We start from the raw sequence: 23,660 nt of genomic DNA, 5'->3' as shown, positions 1-23,660 counted from the left end.
TCCTCAAAATTAGGAAATTTTTTGGAGCCGTTGAAGCCCGTTTATCTCCCTGATCCCTTTTCTCAACTTCAACTTTAACAACATTACCCAAAATGAAGCAACTATTACCAAACCAATTTTGGCTTGGGGTGGTGGATTATGCCAAAGTAATTTCGCTATGCATCTGCCTTTTGCTAGGCAATGCCGCCCAAGTTTCAGCATTTCAGGGAGAGACGGCCTCGGTCATTGAGGGGCAGGTTTTAGACAACCAGGGCCTAGAGATCCCCGGCGTCAACATACTCGTAAAGGGAACCGTCAACGCTACTGTCTCAGACATCGATGGCAAATTCAAGATATCGGCCAAGCCTACCGACACGCTGATCTTTTCCTTCATCGGCTACACTACCCAAGAGATCCTCGTGGGCAATCAGAAAATCCTATCCATTACCATGGGTGAGGATCTGACCCAGCTGGACGAAGTGGTCGTGGTAGGCTACGGCACGCAGAAGAAATCCCACCTGACCGGAGCGGTGTCCAAGTTTGAAAACAGCAATCTAGGAGATCTGCCCACCGTCCGTGCCGACCAGGCACTGCAAGGCAAAATCGCCGGGGTGCAGATCCAAAACACCACCTCCGAAGCAGGCGTGTCTCCATCCATCCGAATCCGTGGAAACAGCTCCATCGGTGCCAACAACGAGCCACTGGTGGTAGTCGACGGCTTTCCGACACCGGACGGGCTATCTTTTATCAACCCCAATGACATCGAATCCATCGAGGTCCTGAAGGATGCCGCCTCAGCCGCCATCTATGGCTCCAGAGGCGCCAACGGCGTGATCATCGTGACCACCAAAAACGGCATCCCTGATAAGCCTACTTTCACGTTCAAGATGTTTTCGGGGCTAAACAACCCCTACAAAGTCCACGACATGCTGACCTCCCAAGAATATGCGGAGATGCTCTGGGAAGAGCAGACGCGCGGAGGAGCCGGACCTACGATCCATGAGCAGGCAGCCTGGTCTGTGGACAATGTCACCGATTGGCAGGAGGAAGGACTTCGCACTGGCGTCATCAGCAGCTACCAGCTGGGTGTATCCGGGGGCAAAAAAGACCTGACCTACCTGATCTCTGCCGGATACAACGACGAAAAGGGCATGCTGATCAACAACGATTTCCAGCGCTTTAACTTCCGCGCCAAGCTCGATGCCAAGCTGGGCAAAATGCTCAAAGTGGGCGTCAACTTCAACCCCTCCTACACCAAGAAAGTACTGCCAGCCGCCAACTTTACGGACTACTTCCGCACCCCATCATTCATGCCGGTGAAGCACACCGAGGAGACTTCAGCCCTGACGGGCATCCCCGTGGGCGAGTGGGCACACGGACGCCACTTCAGCAATGTGCTCTATGAGTTCACCACACCTGCCGGTACACCTGTATCCACGACTTCGGCGAGACCTTGGAGCACTTCCAACAATAACCCCAAGTTTATCAGCGACAACGACCACCGGGTGGACAACCAATACCGCATGTTGGCATCGACCTACTTCCAGGTCGACCTGAGCAAAAACCTCTTCCTCAAGTTTTCGCAGGGAGCCTACTTCACCAACCGCGTGCAGGAGGAATACCGCAACACCAACACCAACCGCGAAGGAGATCCCAACCGGGGTTCCTATGCCAACAACCTGCGGGTAGATCTACTTTCGGAGAATATCATCAGCTACAGCAAGTCCTTTGAGGACCACGACATCTCCGCGGTGGGTGGATTTACCGCCCAAAAGGTCACCAACAGCTACGCCAACATCGTGGGGACCAACTTTCCGACGGACTATGTACCTACGCTCAACGGCGCGACGGTGATCGATCTGGAAGGCACCAACACGCTGAAAGACGAAACCCTGCTCCTGTCTTACTTGGCAAGGGTGAGCTATGCCTACCGCAACAAGTACCTGTTTTCTGCAAGTGCGAGGACAGACGGCAGCTCGCTCTTTGGCCCGGAAAACAAGTGGGGATGGTTCCCTTCCGTGTCTGCGGGCTGGGTGATGTCTGAAGAGGAATTTATGAAGGGAAGCCGCGTGGTGGATATGCTGAAACTGAGAGCCAGCTACGGTGTGACAGGAAACAACGATATCGAAAACTACGCCTACGTCAACCGACTTTATCCCGAAAACTACCCCCTAGGCGCTGGCACAGGCACTTTGACCCCTGGCCTCGCTCAGTCTGGCACCACCTTGGCCAACAAGGCAATCGCCTGGGAGCGTACCTTTTCTGGCAACGTGGGTGTCGATATCGGATTTTTGGAAAACCGGATCAACCTTTCCCTGGAAGCCTATCGCTCAGAGACCGACCAGCTGCTGCTGAGACAGCCCACCTTGGCCATCACGGGCTTTACCGAATACTGGAACAACATCGGCAAAATCCAAAACAAGGGTTTTGAGATGGAGCTGCACTCCAACAACATCAACAAGACGAAGTTTCAATGGACTACCTCCCTCAACCTTTCTACGGTCAGAAACAAGCTCGTGGAATTCAGTGGAGAGGAACGCGTCCTGTCCTATGGGGAAAGAAGCGAAATCTACCTCGCTGAGGTAGGACAGCCCTACATCCAGTTCTTCGGATACAAGGCCATCGGCGTGTGGAATACCCAAGAGGAAATCAACAACAACCCAAGCAACAGCCTTGACCGTCCAGGAGGACTGCGCCTGATGGATGCCAACAACGACGGCCAGATCGACGACGACGACCGCGTGGTGTTGGGCAATCCCTTCCCAGACTTCACCTGGGGTATTACCAACAACTTCACCTTTGGCAACTTTGACCTCAGCATCCTCCTGCAGGGAGTACAGGGCATCGATGTGTTCAACGGCGACGGGCACTATAACGAGACCAAGCGTACCAACCGCAAGTATGTGGAAAACCGCTGGGTGTCGCCTGAGTCTCCGGGTGACGGCATGACTCCCTACAGTACCAACGGCATGGGCTGGCAGTTTACCGACTACATGATCGAGGACGGCTCCTATGTCTCGGTGCGCGACATCGTGCTGGGCTACAATCTCCCCGCGGCACTCTGTGAGCGGATCAAGACCAAGAGCCTCCGGGTGTATGGTTCCGCGCAAAATGCCTTCTACTTCATGTCCAAAGACTATCGGGGCATCAACCCAGAAGCCAGATCTACTTCTAGCCAGTACGCGTCTCCGCTGATCACTGGATACCAGCGAGGTGCCTTCCCTGTGCCAAGAGCCTTTGTATTCGGTGTGGACGTAAGCTTTTAAACCCAAAAACCATGAAAAAACTAAGCAGAAACATACTTGCCGGACTGCTGTCCCTCGGGCTGCTGACCGGCTGCGAACTGGACCTTCAGCCTATTTCGGAGATTGGCGAGGGTACATTCTACCAAAGCGATGCGGACTTCAACACTGCGATCATCGCCGCCTACTCTGGTCTCCAGGCGCCCATTCTCAACGAGTGGGCACTCACGGAGCTGAGATCGGACAATACCCGACTGCACAACTCCCAGACGGCGAGCAATATCTATATCCCACTGCGTGAGCTGGACCTCATGACCTACACTGCCGAGCAGGCCAATATCTACACCTATTGGGCGGATACCTATCACAATATCTCCCGGGTAAACACCGTCATGGACAGGCTGGATGACATCCAGAGCCAAGCGCTGCGCGACCAGATCGAGGGTGAGGGAGCCTTCATCCGAGCCTACCACTATTTCAATTTGGTGCGTCTGTTTGAAGAGGTGTTTTTGATAGACCGTCGCATCAGTGCCGCAGAGGCAGAGGCGATGTCTCCGGCATCTACGGAGGAGCTTTACCAGTTCATCGTCTCTGACTTGACGATTGCTGCTGCCCAGCTGCCAAAAGTCTACCCAGTGGCGAGCACCGGAAGGGCTACGTCTTGGGCTGCCAAAGCCCTGCTGGCCAAAGTCTACCGCACCCAACGCAAGTACACGGAAGCGGAGGCACTCTTGGCAGAGATCGTCACTGGCAGTGGAGCTACGCTGCTGACGGGGACCACCGGCTACCAGCAGGTATTCTCCATCAACAATGAGATGAACAAGGAAATCCTCTTTGCGGTAAGGTTCAAGGCCGGAGGATTGGGACTGGGATCACCTTTGGCCAACTACTTTGCTCCGCAAAACAGCGGCGCCTACGTGGTCAACGGGGACGGCAACCACTTCAACAAGCCTACCGATGAGCTGGTCAACCTGTACGCTGCCAAAGATCTGCGCCAAACGACTGCCTTCCGTACCGGATACATCGGTGCCGGGGGAAAATTCGTGCCGGACAACTACGTCTACAAGTTCTACTCCAATCCTGCCATCAGCCAAGATTCCGAAAACGACTTTCCTATCATCAGGTATGCGGATGTCCTGCTGCTCTACGCCGAGGCGCTCAACGAAAACGGCAAAACCGCCACAGCCCTCACCTACCTCAACCAAGTGAGACAGCGGGCTGGACTGGATGCCTACACCATGAACGACGTGGCCACCAAGCAAGAGTTTGTGGACAAACTCCTGCTGGAGAGAAGACTGGAGCTGGCGTTTGAAAACCAGCGTTGGTTTGACCTGGTGCACTTTGGGCTGGTGAAAGAGACTCTAGACCGGCAGTTTGAGACCGAGCTGTTCTACCAAGAGTACACCTTCGGCGTGGAGCCGGTGTCGCCCGACAAGATCCTGATCCCAATCCCGCAGCGGGAAGTGGACATTTTCAATCAATAAAGACAACCAAACCTAATTGTAGATAGAGTGGGTGGGGGCGATCAAGCAGGTTTTTGGGTTTAACCAGATCGCCCCCTATTCCCTCTTAGATATCCCCAAAGCCATTTTGGACTGGGGTGCTGCTGGCCAAATGGCGAATAATTTTATGCGTAGATTCAGAGACTTTCTGGTTTTCATTCTTTTCACGGTTTGCACGGGTGCCCTGGCCCAAAGCGAGACTGGGCTGTATCCCCTGTCGGAGGAAAAGGATTTTTTTGCGCAGCTGCCCCAGAGCATCCCCCATGTGGACAGGATCAAGGCGAACTATGCCCAGGGAAATACCGCAGAAGCACGCCGGGAATTGGCGGCTTACTTCCGGGAAAAAGCCAAAAACAGATTTTATTTTAACTGGGAAAACATTCCCGTAAGGCTCAAAGAATACCAGCAGCTCTATCCCAACGCAGCCAAAAACCATCTCAAAGACGCTGATTCGCACACGGAGCTGTACCACGCGGAGACGGACTGGAAGCTTCCCTTCACCAACAAGCAGGGAAAGGAGGTCACCGCCTACGAGATCCGCCACCTCTTTCGCCAGCACAAGGCCGGAGATTTTGCCTTCAGCTATTTCCTTTTGGACAAAAAAGAACTGCTGCCCTACTTCACTTCCCAGGCCAAGAGCCTGAATCAAGCCTATCAAAACGGAGCCGTCGAGTTGATTGCTGACGGAAATGGGGCTTATGAAAGCTTCCGCGGAGGCAACCGCATGGAAAACTGGGTGCTCACCCACCACCTCTTTCTGGCTTCTCCCGAGTATAGCGACGAGGACCAGATCACGTTGCTCCGCACTTTTCTCCACCACGCGGAAGTGCTCTACCAGACCAACCAGAAATTCCAGTTTGGCAACCACCAGACCAAAGGCATGGTCGCCCTGGCCGTGATCGCCATGATGTATCCGGAATTTGAGGCGACCAAAACATACTACGACTTCGCCCTCGCAAACCTTGGACAGCACTTGGACCTCGAGGTCAATGCAGACGGTTTCCAGTTTGAGCGCTCGTTCCACTACCATGTCGGCGATATCGACAACTATTTCCGGGTTTTCAAATTGGCCCAAATCACGGGCAATCCTATCCCCAAAGCGTGGGAGGGAAAGCTCCGGGGCATGTTTGAGGCGATGGTGACTCTGGCCCTGCCAAACAAGATGGCGCCGGTGATCCAAGACGATACCGACCAGCCCATGGCTACCATGAACCAGCTGGATGAGGTCATGGCCTTGGGATATGCGCTTTTTTCCGACCCTGAGTTTGGATTTTTCGCAAGCTCCAACCCTTCCGAGGAATACTACTGGCTGCTTTCCCAAGTCGATTTGGGCAGGCTTCGCGCAAAGACGGAGACCAAGCCGACTGGGAAATCCACTGCACTGGAGGCCACAGGATATTACGTTTTCCGTGAAGGCTGGAAGGAAAGCGACCAATACCTCCTCATCAGCACCGGGGTGTCCAAGGAAAAGCCCGACCACCAGCACGGGGACGTGTTGGGGCTTCAGCTTTTCGCAAACGGGGAAATGCTCGTGCCCAACTATCAGGTGCGCTACCCTGAGCCTGAGTTTCCCTTTTTCAAAAACTCCTGGGCCAAAAACGTCGCCTTGGTGGACTCCATTCCCCAAGGTCAGGAATGGACCGGCAATCAAGGGGGAAGCGGTTTTGGGAAATTTGGCAAGCTGCCGAAAGCCGAGGTGTTGCTCTGGGAGCCAAAGGGAAAAATCCAGGCCTTCCGGGGCACCCATGACGGATACCAAGATCTTGGCGTCGGCTACGAGCGAAGCGTTTACTTCTTCCCCGGCGAGTTTTGGCTGGTACGGGACCGCTTTTCCGGTGATCAAAACCACGTGTATTATCAAAACTTCCAAGGCAACTATTCCCTGGAGTCTGGGCCGATTTTGGCCAGATCCAGTCAGGCGGACGGCTCAGGCATGGACCTGATCCAATTGGGATCCCAGCTAGCTGGGGCCGACGTCGCCGGAATAAACGGGAAAAACCGGGTGACTTTCCGTTCCGAGCCCACGCCGTCCTTGGACTTTGTGACCCTACTCAGGCCTTATGATTCCTTTCAGGACAGGACTTCCGCGGTGGACGCTGCCGCAAAAATCCTCCTTGGGGACTGGGAAGTCCATCGCCAAAGTCTGGAGCTGAAGGGCTCCAAGTTCCTGGCAGACCAGATCCTGAGAAAGGGAGACCTCCTGCTTCTCCTGGGCATGCGTGGCATCCAGTCCGAAAACCTGAGCCTTCAATCCTCCAAGCCGGTAGATATCCAAGTGGTCTTAGGCGAAAAGGGAATGGAGCTAAAATCCTTTGAGCCAAACCCGATCCCGCTGGAAAGCAGCACCGGAACGCTGACGCTGAGTACCCAACCGACCCAAATTAACCATGAAAACTAAAGCCACACATTTGTTTTTCCCCCTACTGATCCTACTGTTTCTGGTCAGTGGTGGAGCTTTTGCCGGGGAAAAACCCGTCCTAGTTCGAACTCTCGAAGAGTACCACCAAGCCCTGAAAAGTCTCCAGCCGGGCGACACGCTGATGCTGGCCAACGGCATTTGGAAGGACGCTGAGTTGGTTTTCAAGGGAAAGGGAACGCAAGAGGCTCCCATCGTGCTGATCGCCGAGACTCCGGGAAAGGTCTTTTTGGAAGGCAGGTCCAACCTGCGAATCGGGGGCGAATACCTGGTGGTGAAAGGCTTGGTTTTCCAGAATGGCTGGACTCCCTCTTCTGAGGTGATTTCCTTCAGCATCGACAGCAAAACCCTCGCTTACAATTCCAGGGTGACCGAGTGCGTCATCGACAACTTCAACAATCCCGACAGAAATGCCCAAGATTCTTGGGTGATGATGTTTGGGAAAAACAACCGCTTTGACCACAATCATATCGAAGGCAAGAGAAACGTGGGCGTGACCATGGCGGTGAGGCTGAATTCCGAAGAAAGCCAAGACAACCGCCATCAAATCGACCACAACTACTTCGGCCCCCGTCCTGTCCTCGGCTCCAATGGAGGAGAGACGCTCCGCGTGGGCACGAGCACCTACTCCCTGACCAATTCCAATACGGTCATCGAAAACAACTTCTTCGACAAGTGTAATGGAGAGACGGAAATTATCTCGATCAAGTCCGGAGGAAATATCATCCGAGGCAATGTCTTCTTTGAATCCAAAGGCTCCCTCACCCTCCGCCATGGCAACGGAAACGTGGTGGAAAGGAACGTCTTCTTGGGAAATGGCAAGTCCGAAACCGGAGGCGTACGCGTGATCAATGCCGACCAAAAGATCGTCGGCAACTATTTTCAGGAGCTGCGCGGAGAGGAGTTTAGGGCTGGGATCGCCGTCATGAACGGGGTGCCCAATTCCTCCATCAACCGATACCACCAGGTCAAAAACGCCCAAATCTCCCACAACACCTTGGTGAACGTGGCGAAGATCGAGCTGGCAGTCGGAAGCGACGCAGAAAGGACTGCCGTACCTGTCGAGAGCTCCTTTGCCGACAATCTGCTTTATTCCGCGGACGGAGTAGACCTTTTCAAAGTTTACGACCAAATCGACGGGATCAGCTTTCAGGGAAACCTGGCCAACTTCAAGGCCTCCGCGGGGGGAAAGGGTGTAGTCACCCAAAAAATCAAGATGGAAAAGGGCTCTAATGGCCTGCTCTATCCAAGCGACCTCAGCATCCAAGCCGGAGCGCCAAGGGACTTGAAGGTCTTGGCTATTTCCGAGACCGGCCCGACGTGGTATCCTAAGTCATCCAAGGAGGTCGTGTTTGGCACGGGGAAAAGTATTCCGGTCGCTCCAGGCCTGAACACGCTCTCCGAAGCGCTGAATTCGGCCAAAGCTGGAGACGTGATCCTCTTGGACGAAGGCGTTTTCGAGCAGACCAAGGTCTTGGACATCACGTTTCCGATCAGCTTTCGCTCGGAGAAAAAGGTAGAGATCAGCTTCGTGGGAACCCATCTTTTCGAACTCTACGACGGGGGCTCCCTGAGCTTGGAAGGCATCGAAGTCACAGGGGAAAAATCTGCCGATGCCGCCGGGAATGCCGTCATCAAAATCAACCGCTCCGGCACCCTGCACAACTACAAGCTGAAAGTCCTCAACTCCAGATTCAGCGAGATGAACGTCAACCATTCCTTCAACTTTCTGGAAGCGTCTCCGGCGAGCTTCGCCGACACCGTCGAAATCAGGAATTCGGAGTTCCGACAGTTTACCGGCTCGGTACTTTCCCTGCGCAAGGAGATCGAGGACCTCGGCAAATACAACGCGGAGTATGTGATCCTCACCGGCAATCAGTTTGAAGATGTCGGGGGCATGGTCGCGGATGTCTATCGCGGCGGAACGGACGAAAGCACCTTTGGACCCTACTTCATCGCCGAAAACAACGCGGTGAAAAACTCTGGAAAGAGCAGCCGAAACAAGGAATCCGCCTCCTTTAGCCTGGTCGGCGTGCAGTGGTTGGTCTTTTCCAAAAACAACCTAGCCGCCTCTGCTCCGGTCAAAGTCACCGAGCTGGTGGGCAAGCCTTTTACCTGCTTTTCAGAAAACAACTACCAGGATACTCCTGCCCTCATCCATGCCAAAAAACAGAACCAGAAATGAATAGCCTACGAATCATAGCCTTGGTTTTTTGGATGGGAATGGGCGCTGCCTTTGCCCAGCAAGTGACACCCACTTCCCAGAGCAATCTCCTGCTGACTGACAAGGGGGTGAAGGACTACACCCGCCTGCTGGCCGAAAAACCAACCTCTGTGCAGGAAATCGCACAGATCAAGCAGAAAATCGACGCCGAACTCGGGCAGCCTATCCAGGTGCCGATGCCCAAGGATGCCGGTGGAGGCTACACGCACGAGCAGCACAAGGCCAACCAGCTTTCCATCTTTTACGGAGGGATTCTTTACCAGCTGACTGACGACAGCAAGTACGCCGAGCACGCCAAAAACCTGCTTTTTGCCTATGCCAAGATCTACAGGACTCTGCCGCTCCACCCCGAGAAAAAGGAACAGACTCCCGGCAAGCTCTTCTGGCAAAGCCTGAACGAGGCCGTTTGGCTGGTGTACAGCATCCAGGGATTCGATGCCATCAAGCCCTACCTCAGCGAGGAGGATAGGAGATACCTCAAGGCGGACCTGTTCCAGCCCTACGTGGACTTCCTCAGCGTGGACGGAGCCGAGACCTTCAACAAAATCCACAACCACGGTACCTGGGCGGTAGCCGCCGTGGGCATGGCCGGCTATAGTCTGGAGGATGAAAATTGGGTGAAAATGGCCCTCTACGGTACTGCCAAAGATCAATCCGGAGGCTTTATCAAGCAGTTGGACCAGCTCTTTTCCCCGGATGGATACTACTCCGAGGGTCCCTATTACCAGCGCTATGCCTTGCTTCCCTTCGTGGTTTTCGCGCAGGCAGTGGCGATCAACAATCCTGAGTTGAAAATCTTTGATTATCGGGATTCCATCCTGATCAAGGCCATCTACGCGGCCATTGACCTGACGTATGGGGGATTCTTTTTCCCCATCAATGATGCGCTGAAGGAGAAAAACCTCAAGACCTCTGAAATGGTCTTTGGGGTGGACATCGCCTATAGCATCACCCAAGATCCCCGCCTGCTCTCCTTCGCCAAGTACCAGGGGAATTTTGCTCCGATAGATGCCGGATTTGAGGTGGCCCAGGCTTTAAGCGAGGGAAAGGAAAAGCCCTTTGCATTCCAGTCCAAGCGGTTTCGTGACGGGGAAAAAGGAGATCAGGGCGGCTTGGCCATTTTCCGTGCGGAGTCCGAAAAAAGCAATTCTGCCTTGGTCTACAAATACACCGCCCAAGGCATGGGACATGGGCACTACGATAAGTTGACCTGGCTGTTCTACGACAATGGGGAAGAGGTGATCCGGGACTATGGGGCTGCGCGCTTTTTGAACATTGAGGCGAAGTATGGCGGGCACTACCTGCCGGAAAACAACTCCTGGGCCAAGCAGTCCATCGCCCACAACACGGTGGTCGTGGACGAGAAATCGCACTTCAACGGCAAGTATTCCATTGCGGAAAACGCCTTTCCGACGGAGTTGAGTTTTGACATTTCCAATCCGGATTTCCAGTGGGCCAGTGCAGTGCTCAAGGAGGTCTATCCGGGGGTGGCCTTCAAGCGAACGATGTTTCAGATCCAAGATCCGGCCTTTGAGTACCCGCTGATCCTAGACCTTTTCGAAGTCCAAAGCGAAGAGCAGCACCAATACGACCTGCCTTTGCACTTCAATGGCCAGATCATCTACCTCAACACGCCCTTGGCTGCAAACAAGAGCCAGTTGCTCCCTCTGGGAAAAAGCAACGGCTACGAGCACCTTTGGAATCTGGCCCAAGGCAAGGCCCATGAAAAACTCAGCCAATTTACCTGGCTTCTAAAAGACCGCTTTTACACCTGGAGCACCAAGACCAGCGCTTCGGACGAGCTGATCATGGTGGAGCTGGGAGCCAATGATCCTGATTTCAACCTGCGATCTGAGCGGGCTTTGATCCTCAGGAGCCAAGGCAGAGGCAATCACTATTTCCTGTCTGCCCTAGAGACCCACGGGTCATTTGACTCCAAAAACGAGCTGACGGTAAACGCCTCCAACCAAATCCAAAGCCTCGAACTCATCGAGAAAGGCGGCAAAAAATACATCGAAATTACCACCAAGGACGCTGGCAGCAGATCCTATCCGGTGGAGTAAGCAAATCATTAATCCTAAAAAACGAGCAGATGAAATTTCAAAGTGAGGTATTCCAGAACGGGGAAGAAATCCAATGGGAAGTCGTGGGCGAGGGGGTCAAAAGACAGATCCTGGGCCATGATGACCACATTTTAATCGTAAAAGTGTCCTTCGAAAAAGGCAGTATCGGACCTATACACGACCATTTTCACAGCCAGGCGACCTATGTGGAGTCGGGGGCTTTTGAAGTCCAAGTCAATGGAGTCAAAAAAGTCCTCAAGGCGGGTGATGGATTTTACATCCCTCCCCACGCTCCCCACGGGGCGGTTTGCCTGGAGCCGGGCGTATTGATCGATGTGTTCAGTCCTATCCGCGAGGACTTCTTTGCTACAGAAAAGAAGTGAGTATGAAAAAGGTAAAAGGACTTCGGTGGCTGGTCGTCAGCTTGGTCGGCTTGGCCACCGTCATCAACTACATTGACAGAAATGCCCTGGCGGTCATGTGGCCGGGCATAGCCGAGGACTTGGGCATGGGCAAGGAAGACTACGCCCTGATCCTCTCCTTCTTCATGATCGCCTATGCGATCGGGCAGACTGCCTTCGGCAAAATCTTCGACCAGGTGGGTACCCGCGTGGGCTTTCTCCTGTCGATCTTGATCTGGTCAGCCTCGATTGCCTTGCATGCGGTGGCCAAATCGGTGCTTTCCTTCGGGATCTTCCGCTTCACCTTGGGTTTTGGCGAAGCCGGCAACTGGCCCGGTGCCACCAAAAGCAACGCGGAGTGGTTTCCGGTGAAAGAACGGGCGTTGGCACAGGGGATCTTCAACTCAGGCGCTTCTTTGGGCGCGGTGATTTCTGCGCCGATCATCGCTTGGCTGTATGTGAGCATTGGTTGGCAGGCCACCTTTGTCCTCGTAGCGGCCTTGGGTCTGATCTGGATTATTCCTTGGCTGATCGTGTACAAATCTTCCCCGGACACCCACCCATGGATCACCGAGGAGGAGCGTGCCTATATTCTCAAAGGGCAAAAGCCGGAACAGGAAGCGAGCGTTTCGGCCAAGGACGACTATGCCCCCAGCCTTTCCCAATTGCTAAAGCATAGGCAGAGCTGGGCCGTCATCCTGATGCGCTTTTTCATCGATCCGGTCTGGTGGCTTTTTGTGTCTTGGCTGCCGATCTATCTGGCAGACCAGTTTGGCTTTGACGTGAAGCAGATCGGTTTGTTTGCCTGGGTGCCTTACGTGGGTGCCGCCATGGGCAGCCTCTTTGGAGGATGGCTGGTGGGAGTCTGGCTGCGCAAAGGCTGGTCGGTCAACAAAGCCCGAAAGTCCATCATCTACCTCGGCTGTCTGATCATGCTACCTCCTTTGGTGATGACGGCCTATGCGGCGACGCCTTTGATAGCCGTGCTGCTGATTGCCGTGATCCTGTTTGGGTTTCAGGTCGCCATCGGCAATATCCAGACGCTTCCCAGTGACTATTTCTCGGGAAAATCCGTCGGCTCGCTTGCCGGTGTCAGCGGCTCTGCGGCAGTGCTCGGCGTATTGATCACCACCTGGATTGTACCGGTGATCACGGTCACCTCCTATGTACCATTCTTTGTTTTGGGAGCCGCTTTGGTTCCTATGGCCTTGCTTTCCTTGGGATTGCTGGGCGGAAAAATTACCCCAATCAAAAAATCAGTTTCTCAATAATATTAAATCTAGTTAGTTATGAACCTATCAGGAAAAGTAGCAATCGTAACCGGTGGCGGAAGAGACATCGGCAAAGAAGTATCTAAAAAATTGGCCGCTCTCGGAGCGAAAGTCGTCATCAATTACTTTGACAACGCAGACCAAGCAGAGGAAACCCTCGAAGAGGTCAAGTCGGCCGGTGGCGATGCCATCCTCGTGCAGGGAGACATGACCAGCGAGGCGGCGGTGGCAAATCTCGTGGCTAAGGCCAAAGAAGCCTACGGAGAGGAAGTCCATATTTTGGTAAACGTGGCCGGAGGCCTAGTTGCCCGCAAAACCCTGGAAGAAATGGATCTGGACTTTTTCAACTTCCTGATCAAGCTAAACCTGACTTCCAACTTCCTGGTGACCAAGGCGGTAGTTCCTTTGATGAAAAGCGGAGCGTCCATCGTCAACTTTGCCTCCCAGGCGGGTAGAGACGGTGGAGGACCTGGCGCATCCGCCTATTCTACTGCCAAGGGCGGCGTGATTACCTTCACCCGAGCGATGGCCAAGGAGTTGGGACCGAAAAACATCCGCGTGAATTCCCTTTGTCCGGGTATGATCGCCACGACTTTCCACGACACCTTCACCAAGGACGAGGTAAGGGAAAAAGTAGCCATGGGCACGCCGCTGCGCAGAGAAGGCAAAGCCTATGAAGTCGCGGACTTGGTCGCCTACCTGGCATCGTCGGAGTCGTCTTTCCTCACCGGAACCAACATCGACATCAACGGGGGACTGTTGTTTTCATAAATCCACGGGCAGACTTGGCCGGATAGCATCTCTTTTGCTATTCGGCTGTTTGCTGCCGATTTTCGAGGGGAAGAGGCAAGTTTCGGGTGATTTGTTTCGTATGCTTCGCATTTAGAGTAAGTATTTGCATATTGGGAGCCAAATTTTAGCGCATCCTTTGCAGCGATTTCCCTTGATATGATCTCCAAATACGCCCTTGTCCCACTTTTTTGTGGGCTTATCCTAGCCTGCTCAGCCCCAGAAAAAGAATTCGGAAAAGATATTTCCACCTCTCCCGACCAGATTCGTTTGGGAAAGGAGCTTTTCAAGCAACAATGCAGTAACTGCCACAACTTTGAGCAAGACGGCATCGGGCCCAATCTGAGTGGGCTCACGCGCACGGTGGAGACCGAATGGATCGTCGAGTTTATCAACAATCCCCAGGCGAAAATCGACGCCAAGGATCCCCGGGCCCTCGCGCTGCTGGAGAAATTCAAGGTAGCCATGCCTCCCTTCCATGCCTTGGGGGAGGAAAAGATCAACTCGCTCCTCAGCTATCTCCACACTTATGAGACCGTGCAGGCAGGCGAGCCGGATTCGGTGGTCAACCTGATCGAAGCGGGGATACCGGATTCGGGAATCAGGCTGGAACTGGAGCTTTTTGCGCAGCTGCCGGCATCCGACTCCGTGCCTCCCATGGCCAAAATGACCAAGATGGAGCCCATTCCCGGCACGGATCGCCTGATGATCAATGACCAGCGGGTGGGCATCTACCAGCTAGTCAACCAAAAGCCGGAGCTTTATCTCAACCTGGCCGAGCAAAGACCGGACCTGGTCAGCAAACCGGGCTGGGCGACCGGCTTGGGAAGTTTTGTCTTTCATCCTGACTTTGTGGAAAACGGGCTTTTCTACACCGCCCATACCGAGCCGGGAGGCACGCGTCCCTCCGATATCGGCTACACGGACAGTCTGGACGTGTTTATGCAGTGGATTTTGACCGAGTGGCAAGCCAAAGATCCGGCGAGTCTGAAGTTTGAGGGAAGCAGCAGGGAAATGCTCCGCATCGACAATCCCTCCCAAGCACACGGCATGCAGGAGCTGGCCTTCAATCCCAATTCCAAAAAAGGGGATGAAGACTACGGCCTGCTGTACATCGGCTATGGGGACGGGGCGTCTGTGGAGCGGGGTTTTCCGGCCATTTCGCACAATGACGCCCAAGAGGTCTATTCCAGTATCCTGAGAATCGACCCCGCCGGGCGAAACAGCCGAAATGGGAAGTACGGCATTCCGGCCTCCAACCCTTTTGCCAATACCCCAGGCAAGGCTGGAGAAGTCTATGCGAACGGCTTCCGAAATCCGAACCGGATTTTTTGGGACGAGCAGGGCAACTTCTACGCCACCGACATCGGCCAACATACCATCGAGGAGCTTAACCGCGTGGAAGCGGGGAAATTCTACGGCTGGCCAATCCGTGAGGGGGCATTTGTGATCAATCCCTACGGCAGGCTGCGCAGACTGTTTCCTTTGCCCGCCGACGACGAAAAGTACGGCATCACCTATCCGCTCATCCAGCTCGAGCACGACGAATTGGCGGCGATATTCGCAGGCTACATCATGGGCTACGGGGAGCTGAAAGGCAAGTTCCTGTTTGGAGACATCCTGTCCGGCAGGCTGTTCGTGTCGGATCTTTCGGCTGGGCCATCTCCGAAGGTGGAGAGCCTCCTGGTGGTCTATGAGGGGAAAGAGATGACGCTCGAAGAGCTGGTCGGCGGTCGGGTGGACCTCAAGTTTGGCATCGATGCCGACAAGCGGGTATTCATCATGAGCAAAAACGAAGGGAAGGTCTTCTTGATCAAATAGCCCTCGGTCGATAGGCCGGATGGTCGCGAAAAAGCCCCAAGAGATCATTCTCTTGGGGCTTTTTGCATTGCCATGGGATGCTTCTCTATCAGGTATAGAGCAGCTTATAGTACTCATCCGCCATCCTGTTGCTGTCAAACTCGTGGCGTACGTCGTGCATCCCGGCCTGGACGATGTCCCGCCATTTGCGCTTGTTGCCGTAGTAGGTGGGCAGGATTTCGTTTTGGAGAATTTCGAAGAGATGGTCGAGGTCTTGGTTGTCCTGATCCTGGATGCTGAGATTGTGGTAGTCGGCTTGGGGGACGATGAAGCAGTTTTCCCCATGCTTGGCAAACTCGCAGATCCAGCCGTCAAAGGTGCTGAAGTTGACCGAGCCGTTCATCGCGGCGCTCATACCGCTGGTGCCGGAAGCTTCGCGCGGCACGCGGGGATTGTTGAGCCAGAGGTCGGAGGCCTGCTTGAGGCGCTTGCTGAGGGACAGCTCGTAGTCCACGCACACGGCCACATTGTGAAAGCGCTTGCTGAGGTGCACCAGGGAGTTGAAGACGCTGATCGCCCCATAGTCCATGGGATAGGGCTTGCCTGCCCAGATGATCTGTACGGGATGTTCGGTGTTTTCCATCAGCGCCTGGAATCGGGCGAGGTCCTGCGTGATCAGATCCGCGCGCTTGTAGGCGGCGAAGCGACGAGCCCAGACGATGGTAAGCACCTCAGGGTCAAAGAGCTTCCCGGTCTGGTCGGCCACGATCTCAAAAGCCCGTTTTTTCAGGAAACGCTTGCGGTCGTCGAAGGACTCGTTGTCCGCGTCTTCCATGTAGCGGTAGAGCTGCTTGTCCGCCCAGTATTTCCAGTTTTGGGCGTTGGTGATGGATTGGATCTCGGGGATGTTGGGGTAGTGTCCCCACATTTTTCGGCTCACCTCTCCATGGAGCTTGCTCACGCCGTTGGACGCACGGGCAAACCGCAGCGCAGCCAGGCTGTGGTTGTACACACTGCCGTCCATCTCGGTCAGTGACTGGACTTCGGAGATCGAGTGTCCGTAGAAGAAGCTCATCTTGTTTAGCAGGTAGTAGTCGTGCTTCTCGTTTCCGGCTTCTTCCGGCGTATGGGTAGTGAAGACCAGGTGTTTTTTTACTTCCTCTTTGCTGCCAAACTTCTTCATCAGGTAGTAGACGCTGCTGCCCGCATGGGCTTCGTTGAGGTGGTAGAGCTCGGGATTGAAGTTGAGCTGGTCGATGAGCATCGCCCCGCCAATGCCCAAGATCATCATTTGGGCGATCTTGGCCGCGGTGTCGGCGTCATAGAGCTTATGCGTAATGGTTTGGCTGAGGTAGTCGTTTTCCGGCAGGTCGGTACTGAGGAGAAAAAGCGGTGCGCTTTCGAAGGTCTCCGGGGGAAGGTACCAGGCTTTGACCCAAACAGGCTGGTTGTGTACCGGCACCTGGATCTTGATGCCCGTGTCCACGAGGAAGCTGTAGGTTTTTTCGTACCATTCGGCCTTCAGGGTCTGGTCTTGGTTTCGGCCTTGGTCATAGTAGCCATACTTCCAGAGGATGCCGATGCCGATCAGGTTTTGCTTGAGCTCATAGGCGCTTCTCAGGTGCGAGCCTGACAGGAAGCCCAGCCCACCACTATAGATTTTCAGCGGTTGGTGGACGGCAAATTCCATGGAGAAATAGGCTACCGCTTTGGAATATTCGGGTGCAAGTTCGTAGGGAACTTTGTAGCTTTTAAAGTCGGTCATGGAGAACGTGGTTAAAATCAGGAAAGAAATCTAAAAACGGGGGGTTACTTGGGTGGCAGAAAACTGTTCTGTAGAAAAATACTTCTTTCCGATAAGGTAAAAAATGGCTTGGCCCAAAAAAAGGGATACGTATTTTTTTTGGGTTAAATGTCAAAAAAAGGGTTTCGAAGGAAGAACCTCCGAAACCCTGGAAAAGCGTGCTGAAAGTATGCCTTAGGACTGCGGAAGCGTCATTCGTGCTGCGCGATCCGGATCGTTTTTCACCTCGCTTATGTCGTTGAGCACCATGGTTTCCCCGTTTTGGGCCGTGAACTTGGGCCATTCGGGAAGGGCTCCCGCATTGGGATTGCCTGTCTTCATGAAGGCCAGCAGGGAGGCGGACATTTTTTCGGAAAGCATGCGCGGCCGCCTGCCCCCGCCGGTGTGGGTGTACATGCGGTCGGTATTGTCATACCAAAAGCAGATGTCTATGCAGTGGAAGGCCCGCATCCGACCGTCGTAGAGCTTGGGCTCCCAGCCGAACCAAGCCATGTACACGGGTGCTTTTTGACTGGCTTTCGCGTTGCCGCAGTTGACCGCAGCCTGTCGGCTCGAGGACACCAGTGCCCAGATCTCAGCAGGCTTCTTGCCGGGGAAGGCGCTGTTGTAGGCATTCACGATCTCGGCCGTTTTGTCGCCAAACCTGGGGCTGAGGCGCTCTATGACACCGTTGAGGTCTATTTGGTCGAGCTGGGCATCGGTCCTGGTGGCGTTCCATTCGTGGAAGGTCGTGCAGATCAGGAGAGGCATGTCGGCGGTGTGGTCGTTTGGATTGCTGAAAAACTGTCCCTTGGGCACGTTGACCCCATCGGCCACCGGACCAAAACCACCCCTGAATCCTGGCTGGGGGTTTTCCTTGCGCATGCGATCCAGGGCCTTGTTGGCCAGATCGATGTATTCCCTCCAGGGAATCTCCTGCAGTTGGTCGAGCGTTTGGGGACTGAGCCCCGCCTCCTCCATCACGTATTGTCCGAGTTTTTGGCTGTAATCTTGGGAGTTGGCGGTGAGCATGGACCCACTCAGGGCGACGCCCTTGTGCACCAGGCCCTTGGAAGCAGGCATGGCCATGGTGCAGGTGACTTTGGCCCCGCCTCCAGATTGGCCCATGATGGTGACGTTGCCGGGATCACCGCCAAAGCCGGCGATGTTGTCCCTCACCCATTCCAGCGCAGCGATGATGTCCAGCTGGCTTGCGTTGCCAGAACCGGCATACTTTGCTCCCCCTACTCCCGAGAGATCGGTGAAGCCGATGGGGCCGAGACGATGGTTGATCGACACGAAAACGACGTCGCCTTTTCGGGAGAAGTTTTCCCCGTGATAGCCGTCCTGCTCGATGCCATTGCCGTTGGTGAAGCCACCTCCGTGCAGCCAGACCATCACCGGGCGCTTTTTGCCATCGGCAATCGCGGGCGTCCAGACGTTGAGCCGGAGACAGTCTTCACTCACGTCGTCATAGTTCCAGTGGTCGGCAAAGGAGTAGTGCACGTTGGCGTAGCGACGGTCCATGATCTGGGGCGCGGTATTGCCCCACCAGATGGTCTCTTTGACTCCGTCCCATTTTTCGGGCTTTTGGGGAGGCATGAAGCGGTTTTTGCCGGAGGTGTCCGCACCGTAGGGCACGCCAAGGAAAGTGAATATCCCGTGCAGTTTGTAGCCCCGGATTTTGCCGTAGGCGGTATTGGCCACCGCGATGTCATCACCGATCTGGAGATACTGCTCGTCTTCTGCATCGTGCGCTTCGACGCTGCTACTGTGGGCGTGGCCTGCGAAAGGAACCGCCGCGATGCCGGCAGTCCCCAGTCCGATTTTTTGCAAAAAATCTCGCCGGTTGTTTTTCATGGGAATTGGGTTTATGGTCAATTTCTATTGTCTCAATTTGTGTATATAGAGACAAAAATCAAAACCGCCCATCCGGTTTTTTCCCTGAAAGTCAATACTGTAAGATTGATGGAAGTAGGCTGGAAGGAAAGGAGAAAACGGGGCTCTGGCCCAGGCTCCCGTTTTCGAACAGACTAAAATTCATTCGTTTTTCTTGTACATGAGCGGCCCAACGTCCTTTTCCACCGGATCCAGGCTGTGGAGGTACAGGTAGAGTGCCTCCAGGTCTTCATCGGAAAGTCGGGAGAACGGACCCCAGTGCATGGGCGAGATATTGATCTGCCGACCTTGCCTGAATCGGGCCTTCCACTCGTCCAGGTTCTTGAATTTGGAAAGGGCGCTCTGGGGATGGGGAGTGATGTTGGGCGTACGCATCCATAGATCGGGATCTTCTCCCGCAGCGATATTCAGCTCTGGGTAGGGCTCAAACTCCATTCCCCCGGCATACTCCGCATCGATGGCTTCGAAAGTCATGGGATCACGCTCGGTATGGCATCCGACACAGTTGGCGACGTACCGGGCGAGGTACTCTCCCCTCTCAATGGTCGGAGCCATAGGTGGAGCGGATTTGGCGGGAGTGGGGTTTTGGATGGGATGAAACGAAGGGACAAACACCCGCACTGCCTTGCCTAAAAAAGACCATTCGGCAGCAGGAACGTTATTTTCGATCGGCTCCATACTTCTGAGGTAGGAGACGACGGCAATTAGATCTTCATCGGCCATATTCCAGAAAGGCATTAAAAGGGAAATGGATGCAATTCCGCTCGGCCTCACGGCATGCCGCATCATCCGGAAGATCTGCTGGTCAGAGTAGCGCCCTATGCCCGTAGTCGGATCTGGAGTCAGGTTGGGCACGTAGAGCACGCCCAAGGGCCCCATCGGAAAGGGTGCGCCGCCCTTGAGCGGAACAGCCTCGCCAGCATCTGCGGCGATCATATCCGGAATGCTGGACACATGGCAGTTGGAGCAATGGGCCGGCCCATGGACCAGATACTTTCCCCTAGCGATGGTCGCCGAGTCGGTACTGGTCTGCAGTGCAGGGTAAGGAATATCATACTGCTTGTCCCAGTTGACCTGCACATAGAAATAGATTCCCAATCCTGCTACGAGCAGCAGGGAAAGGAACAGCAAAAGAAGTCTCTTGAGCATTTTTTCGGTGTTTTGGGTTTTTGGAAAAAGAAAGGGACGATTGACGCCCTCATCTATTTCTGCTCCGGTCTAGTCTGGGATAGAGTCGGAGGCGCTCTGCTGGCTGGCCTGGTAGTCCATGAATGCCCGTACGAGAGGCGCATTGTCCCAGTAGCCAAATTACTTCACGACCTTTCCGTCGACAAACTGCAGCGTTTCATGGATAGGGATGACAAATTTTTGGCCTGTGGCTTTCATGGTGCCGTGCCATTCACCCCAGAAGTTGACCCAGGTCTCGCCCTTGTCGGTGACGACCATCTCGATGCCGTCGTCATCGAACGTGATGGAAAAGTCAGAAAACTCGGCCATTTCCTCGGCCTGTTTGGCCAGGATCTCATCCAAGGTGGAGGGCTCGGACTCGGGCGCATTGTAGAAAATCTGGGCGTTTTCGGCATAGAAAGGCCGCTGGGATTCCAGAACGCCAGATTCGTAGGCGGCAAATAGGGATTTGACGGCCTCTATCTCCGCGGATTGCTGGGTGTACCTCTTGCTTTCTTGGCAGGCAGTGAAGGCCAGGGCCAAAAAGAAGGCTAGCATAGATCTTTTCATGGTGTATTTGGGTTTTTGGATTGGGGATACGCGTGGAGGATTTTTGCGGGAAGGCGAAAGCCATGCTTCCGTCGTGGATTGCCACAGGGGACAATTCCCTACCAACTGGCGAAAGTCCATGGCAGGGCATCGAGGCAATGAACCCGAGAGCAAATACGCGGGAAGAAGGGGCTCGGGTCGGGAAGCTAAAAATAGGTGGCTGTACTAGGCCTGCACTCAGATCGCTGGACAGGCTATCTTAAATTTCCGACAATATCAGGATCAATTCAAATCGAATTTTTGCACAAACTGCTGATAGCGCCGGGACTCCCGATCCGCCCCAAAGGCCCAAAAAAAATCAGCGCAGCTGAAAACCGGAGTCCCCGGCATCAGCTTTCGCAAATTCAAAGTCATGAAAAGGGAATCCTGAGGTAAAAGGTGGAGCCTTTCCCTTTTTCCGAATCCACCAGCAGCTCGCCCCCATGGGCTTTGACGATGTCATAGCTCAGTGAGAGACCCAGACCAGTACCGGATCCGGTAGGTTTGGTGGTGAAGAAAGGTTGGAAGATTTTGTCCTTGATCGAGTCGGGAATGCCCGTGCCGTTGTCCTGGATGGAAATCTCCACGCCGGAGCCGACTCTCCTGCTGCCGATCCTCACTTCCGGTCTGAAGCCCTCACTTCCGGATTTAGCTTTTTCATTGACCGCGTAAAAAGCGTTGTTCACCAGATTGAGGATTACCCTGCCCAGATCCCCGGCTACGACCTCGGCTTTTGGCAAAGCTGGATCTAGATCCAGCTTGAAATCGGCGTTGAAGGATTTGTCCTTGGCCCTCAGCCCGTGGTAGGAAAGACGCACAAACTCCTCGACCAGGCCATTGATATCGGTGGGAGTTTTGTCACTTTGGTTTGTTCTGCTGTGTTCCAGCATGCCCTTGACGATGGCATCGGCCCGCTTGCCGTGAAGCATGATCCTGGTCAGGTTTTGCTTCAGTTCGTCCCCCAGGGCTTTCGCCTCGTCATAGGCGCCTTTTTCCAATTCCTCCTTCATCTCATCGACCAGCTCCTCGCTGACTTCCGAAAAGTTCTTCACGAAGTTGAGCGGGTTTTGGATCTCGTGGGCGATACCGGCGGTGAGTTCTCCGAGTGAAGCCATTTTTTCGGCTTGGATCAGCTGCGCCTGGGTGGATTTCAATTGGTCGTAGGCATTGACCACATTTTCCCTCTGGGTTCGGATTTCCTCTTTTTGGATTTGCAGGAGGCGGTTTGCCTTTTGCTTGCTGAGGTTGTTTCGAAAAAGGGAAATACTGATGACCACAAACATCGCCAAGCCTCCCAAAGAGGCGAAAATGATGATCCGTTGGTTGAAGACGGCTGCGTTTTTCAGCTCGGTGTCTTTCTGGAGAAGCTCGATCTCCGCCTCTTTTTTGTCCAGTTCATATTCAAACTGGATTTGCTGGATTCGCTGTTCGGTGCTTGATTTTGCGATTTCCTCCTTGACGGATTTTGCGCTGATTTCATTTTCATACGCAGCCTTGTAGTTTCCGATTTGGGCCTGCGTTTCGGCCAGGTTTTGGTACACATCCACGAGCTCGCTTTTCGCATCAAGGGAGATCGCCAGCAGCTTGGCCTGATCAAAACTTCGAATGGCGCCTCCAAAGTCTTTTTGTTTGATCTGGGTTTTTGCCAAGCCGATCAGACTTTGCGTCAGTTCAAACTTCGCGTCCGAGTCCTCAGAGATCTTCAGGGCCCGTTCGTGATAGCCGTGCGCCTCCCGAAACTTGCCCAGTTCGGAGTTGATCTCCCCCAGCTGGGTCAGGGGAAAGGTGGCGTCGAGCGTTCCATCGCATAGCTCCAGCGCCAGTTGATGGAAATAGATGGCCGAGTCGTAGTTGGAGTCCAGAAAATAGACCTCTCCGATATTCATGGCTGCGATGGCCTCTCCGGATTCCAAACCGATATTCTGAAAGACGGCCAAAGACCGTTTGAAATAGGTCAGGGCCTCTTTGCTGGTGCTGCGGTTTTTGCTGTAGACGGTGCCGATGTTGTTGTAGGAGGTGCCGATCCGCAGCTTGTTGTCCACCTGTTCGGAGATCTTCAGAGACTCAAAGTGCAGCTCCAGGGCTTTGCTGTTGTTGCCCAGCAGGTAGTAGATCGAGCCGAGATTGCTGAGGATATTGGCCTCGCCGGTTTTGTCCCCGGTTTCCCGAAAGAAGACCAGTGCTTCCTGGAAGGAGAGAATTGCTTCGTGAAAATCCCCTTGCTGGGCATAAGTCCTTCCCTTTGCATTGTGGGCTTTGGCCAAGCCTTCCTTGTGTCCAAGCTTGGTTCCCAAATCGATGGCTTGGTCTAAGTACCCTAGGGCTGACGCGACATCAGACCCCATCAGCTCAAGCCCCAAATCCACGTAGGTGCTGACCTTCGCAGTGTCTTCCTCTAGGCTGCTCAAGACTTTGGACAGGCTGTCAGCCTTTGTGCTTTGCGCCAAGCTGGTATTCAGCAGGGGAAAAGACCACAGAAGTGCAATGAACAGGAATTTTTTAACAATCATAAGTGAGTCCTAAGGCCTTGATTTTC

14 protein-coding genes are annotated in these 23,660 nt (G+C 54.1%); 9 read left to right on the top strand and 5 right to left on the bottom strand.

Translation table 11 applies throughout. The features are described 5' to 3' along the window. Positions 1-92 precede the first annotated feature (92 nt). The 9 genes from J0A68_RS02270 (at position 93) to J0A68_RS02230 (ending at position 15,708) form a co-directional block, all read left to right on the top strand. Positions 93-3,245, top strand: coding sequence for a SusC/RagA family TonB-linked outer membrane protein (locus tag J0A68_RS02270; protein WP_206576564.1), 3,153 nt, complete (start codon positions 93-95; stop codon positions 3,243-3,245). Between the two features lie 11 nt (positions 3,246-3,256). Then, entirely contained in the window at positions 3,257-4,705 is a 1,449-nt protein-coding gene (locus J0A68_RS02265) for a RagB/SusD family nutrient uptake outer membrane protein (RefSeq protein ID WP_206576563.1), read from the top strand. Between the two features lie 145 nt (positions 4,706-4,850). Beyond that, a complete protein-coding gene (locus tag J0A68_RS02260; RefSeq protein WP_206576562.1) occupies positions 4,851-7,121 on the top strand; it encodes a heparinase II/III family protein in 2,271 nt (756 codons plus the stop codon). Next, a complete protein-coding gene (locus tag J0A68_RS02255) occupies positions 7,111-9,324 on the top strand; it encodes a polysaccharide lyase 6 family protein (protein WP_206576561.1) in 2,214 nt (737 codons plus the stop codon). Before J0A68_RS02260 ends, J0A68_RS02255 begins: the two co-directional genes overlap by 11 nt. Beyond that, the gene (locus J0A68_RS02250; protein ID WP_206576560.1) at positions 9,321-11,426 is read left to right on the top strand and encodes an alginate lyase family protein; all 2,106 of its coding nucleotides are present in this window, start codon (positions 9,321-9,323) and stop codon (positions 11,424-11,426) included. The genes J0A68_RS02255 and J0A68_RS02250 overlap by 4 nt, the downstream gene beginning before the upstream one ends. A gap of 29 nt (positions 11,427-11,455) precedes the next feature. Beyond that, positions 11,456-11,809: a cupin domain-containing protein gene (locus tag J0A68_RS02245; protein ID WP_206576559.1), complete on the top strand. Its 354-nt coding sequence runs from the start codon at positions 11,456-11,458 to the stop codon at positions 11,807-11,809. Between the two features lie 2 nt (positions 11,810-11,811). Next, the gene (locus tag J0A68_RS02240) at positions 11,812-13,098 is read left to right on the top strand and encodes an MFS transporter (RefSeq protein ID WP_206576558.1); all 1,287 of its coding nucleotides are present in this window, start codon (positions 11,812-11,814) and stop codon (positions 13,096-13,098) included. Between the two features lie 18 nt (positions 13,099-13,116). After that, positions 13,117-13,869: an SDR family NAD(P)-dependent oxidoreductase gene (locus tag J0A68_RS02235; RefSeq protein WP_206576557.1), complete on the top strand. Its 753-nt coding sequence runs from the start codon at positions 13,117-13,119 to the stop codon at positions 13,867-13,869. Positions 13,870-14,157: 288 nt separating this feature from the next. Then, complete coding sequence (locus J0A68_RS02230) at positions 14,158-15,708, top strand: PQQ-dependent sugar dehydrogenase (protein WP_236021321.1); 1,551 nt, start codon at positions 14,158-14,160, stop codon at positions 15,706-15,708. A gap of 88 nt (positions 15,709-15,796) precedes the next feature. Here J0A68_RS02230 and glgP read toward each other — a convergent pair whose 3' ends face one another. The 5 genes from glgP to J0A68_RS02205 form a co-directional block, all read right to left on the bottom strand. Then, positions 15,797-17,452, bottom strand: coding sequence for an alpha-glucan family phosphorylase (gene glgP / locus J0A68_RS02225; protein ID WP_206576555.1), 1,656 nt, complete (start codon positions 17,450-17,452; stop codon positions 15,797-15,799). Positions 17,453-17,665: 213 nt separating this feature from the next. After that, entirely contained in the window at positions 17,666-19,330 is a 1,665-nt protein-coding gene (locus J0A68_RS02220; protein ID WP_206576554.1) for a carboxylesterase/lipase family protein, read from the bottom strand. A 180-nt stretch (positions 19,331-19,510) separates the two neighbouring features. After that, entirely contained in the window at positions 19,511-20,518 is a 1,008-nt protein-coding gene (locus tag J0A68_RS02215) for a c-type cytochrome (RefSeq protein WP_206576553.1), read from the bottom strand. Positions 20,519-20,677: 159 nt separating this feature from the next. Then, the gene (locus tag J0A68_RS02210) at positions 20,678-21,106 is read right to left on the bottom strand and encodes a nuclear transport factor 2 family protein (protein WP_206576552.1); all 429 of its coding nucleotides are present in this window, start codon (positions 21,104-21,106) and stop codon (positions 20,678-20,680) included. A 389-nt stretch (positions 21,107-21,495) separates the two neighbouring features. Continuing rightward, positions 21,496-23,634 (bottom strand): tetratricopeptide repeat protein, encoded by a 2,139-nt coding sequence (locus J0A68_RS02205; protein ID WP_206576551.1) that lies wholly within the window; start codon positions 23,632-23,634, stop codon positions 21,496-21,498. Positions 23,635-23,660 lie beyond the last annotated feature (26 nt).

The sequence above is a fragment of the Algoriphagus oliviformis genome (genome assembly GCF_017254915.1).
Classification (GTDB): Bacteria; Bacteroidota; Bacteroidia; order Cytophagales; family Cyclobacteriaceae; genus Algoriphagus; species Algoriphagus oliviformis.
The sequence above is the reverse complement of the archived record's forward strand: the minus strand, read 5'-3'. Positions and strand labels throughout refer to the sequence as shown.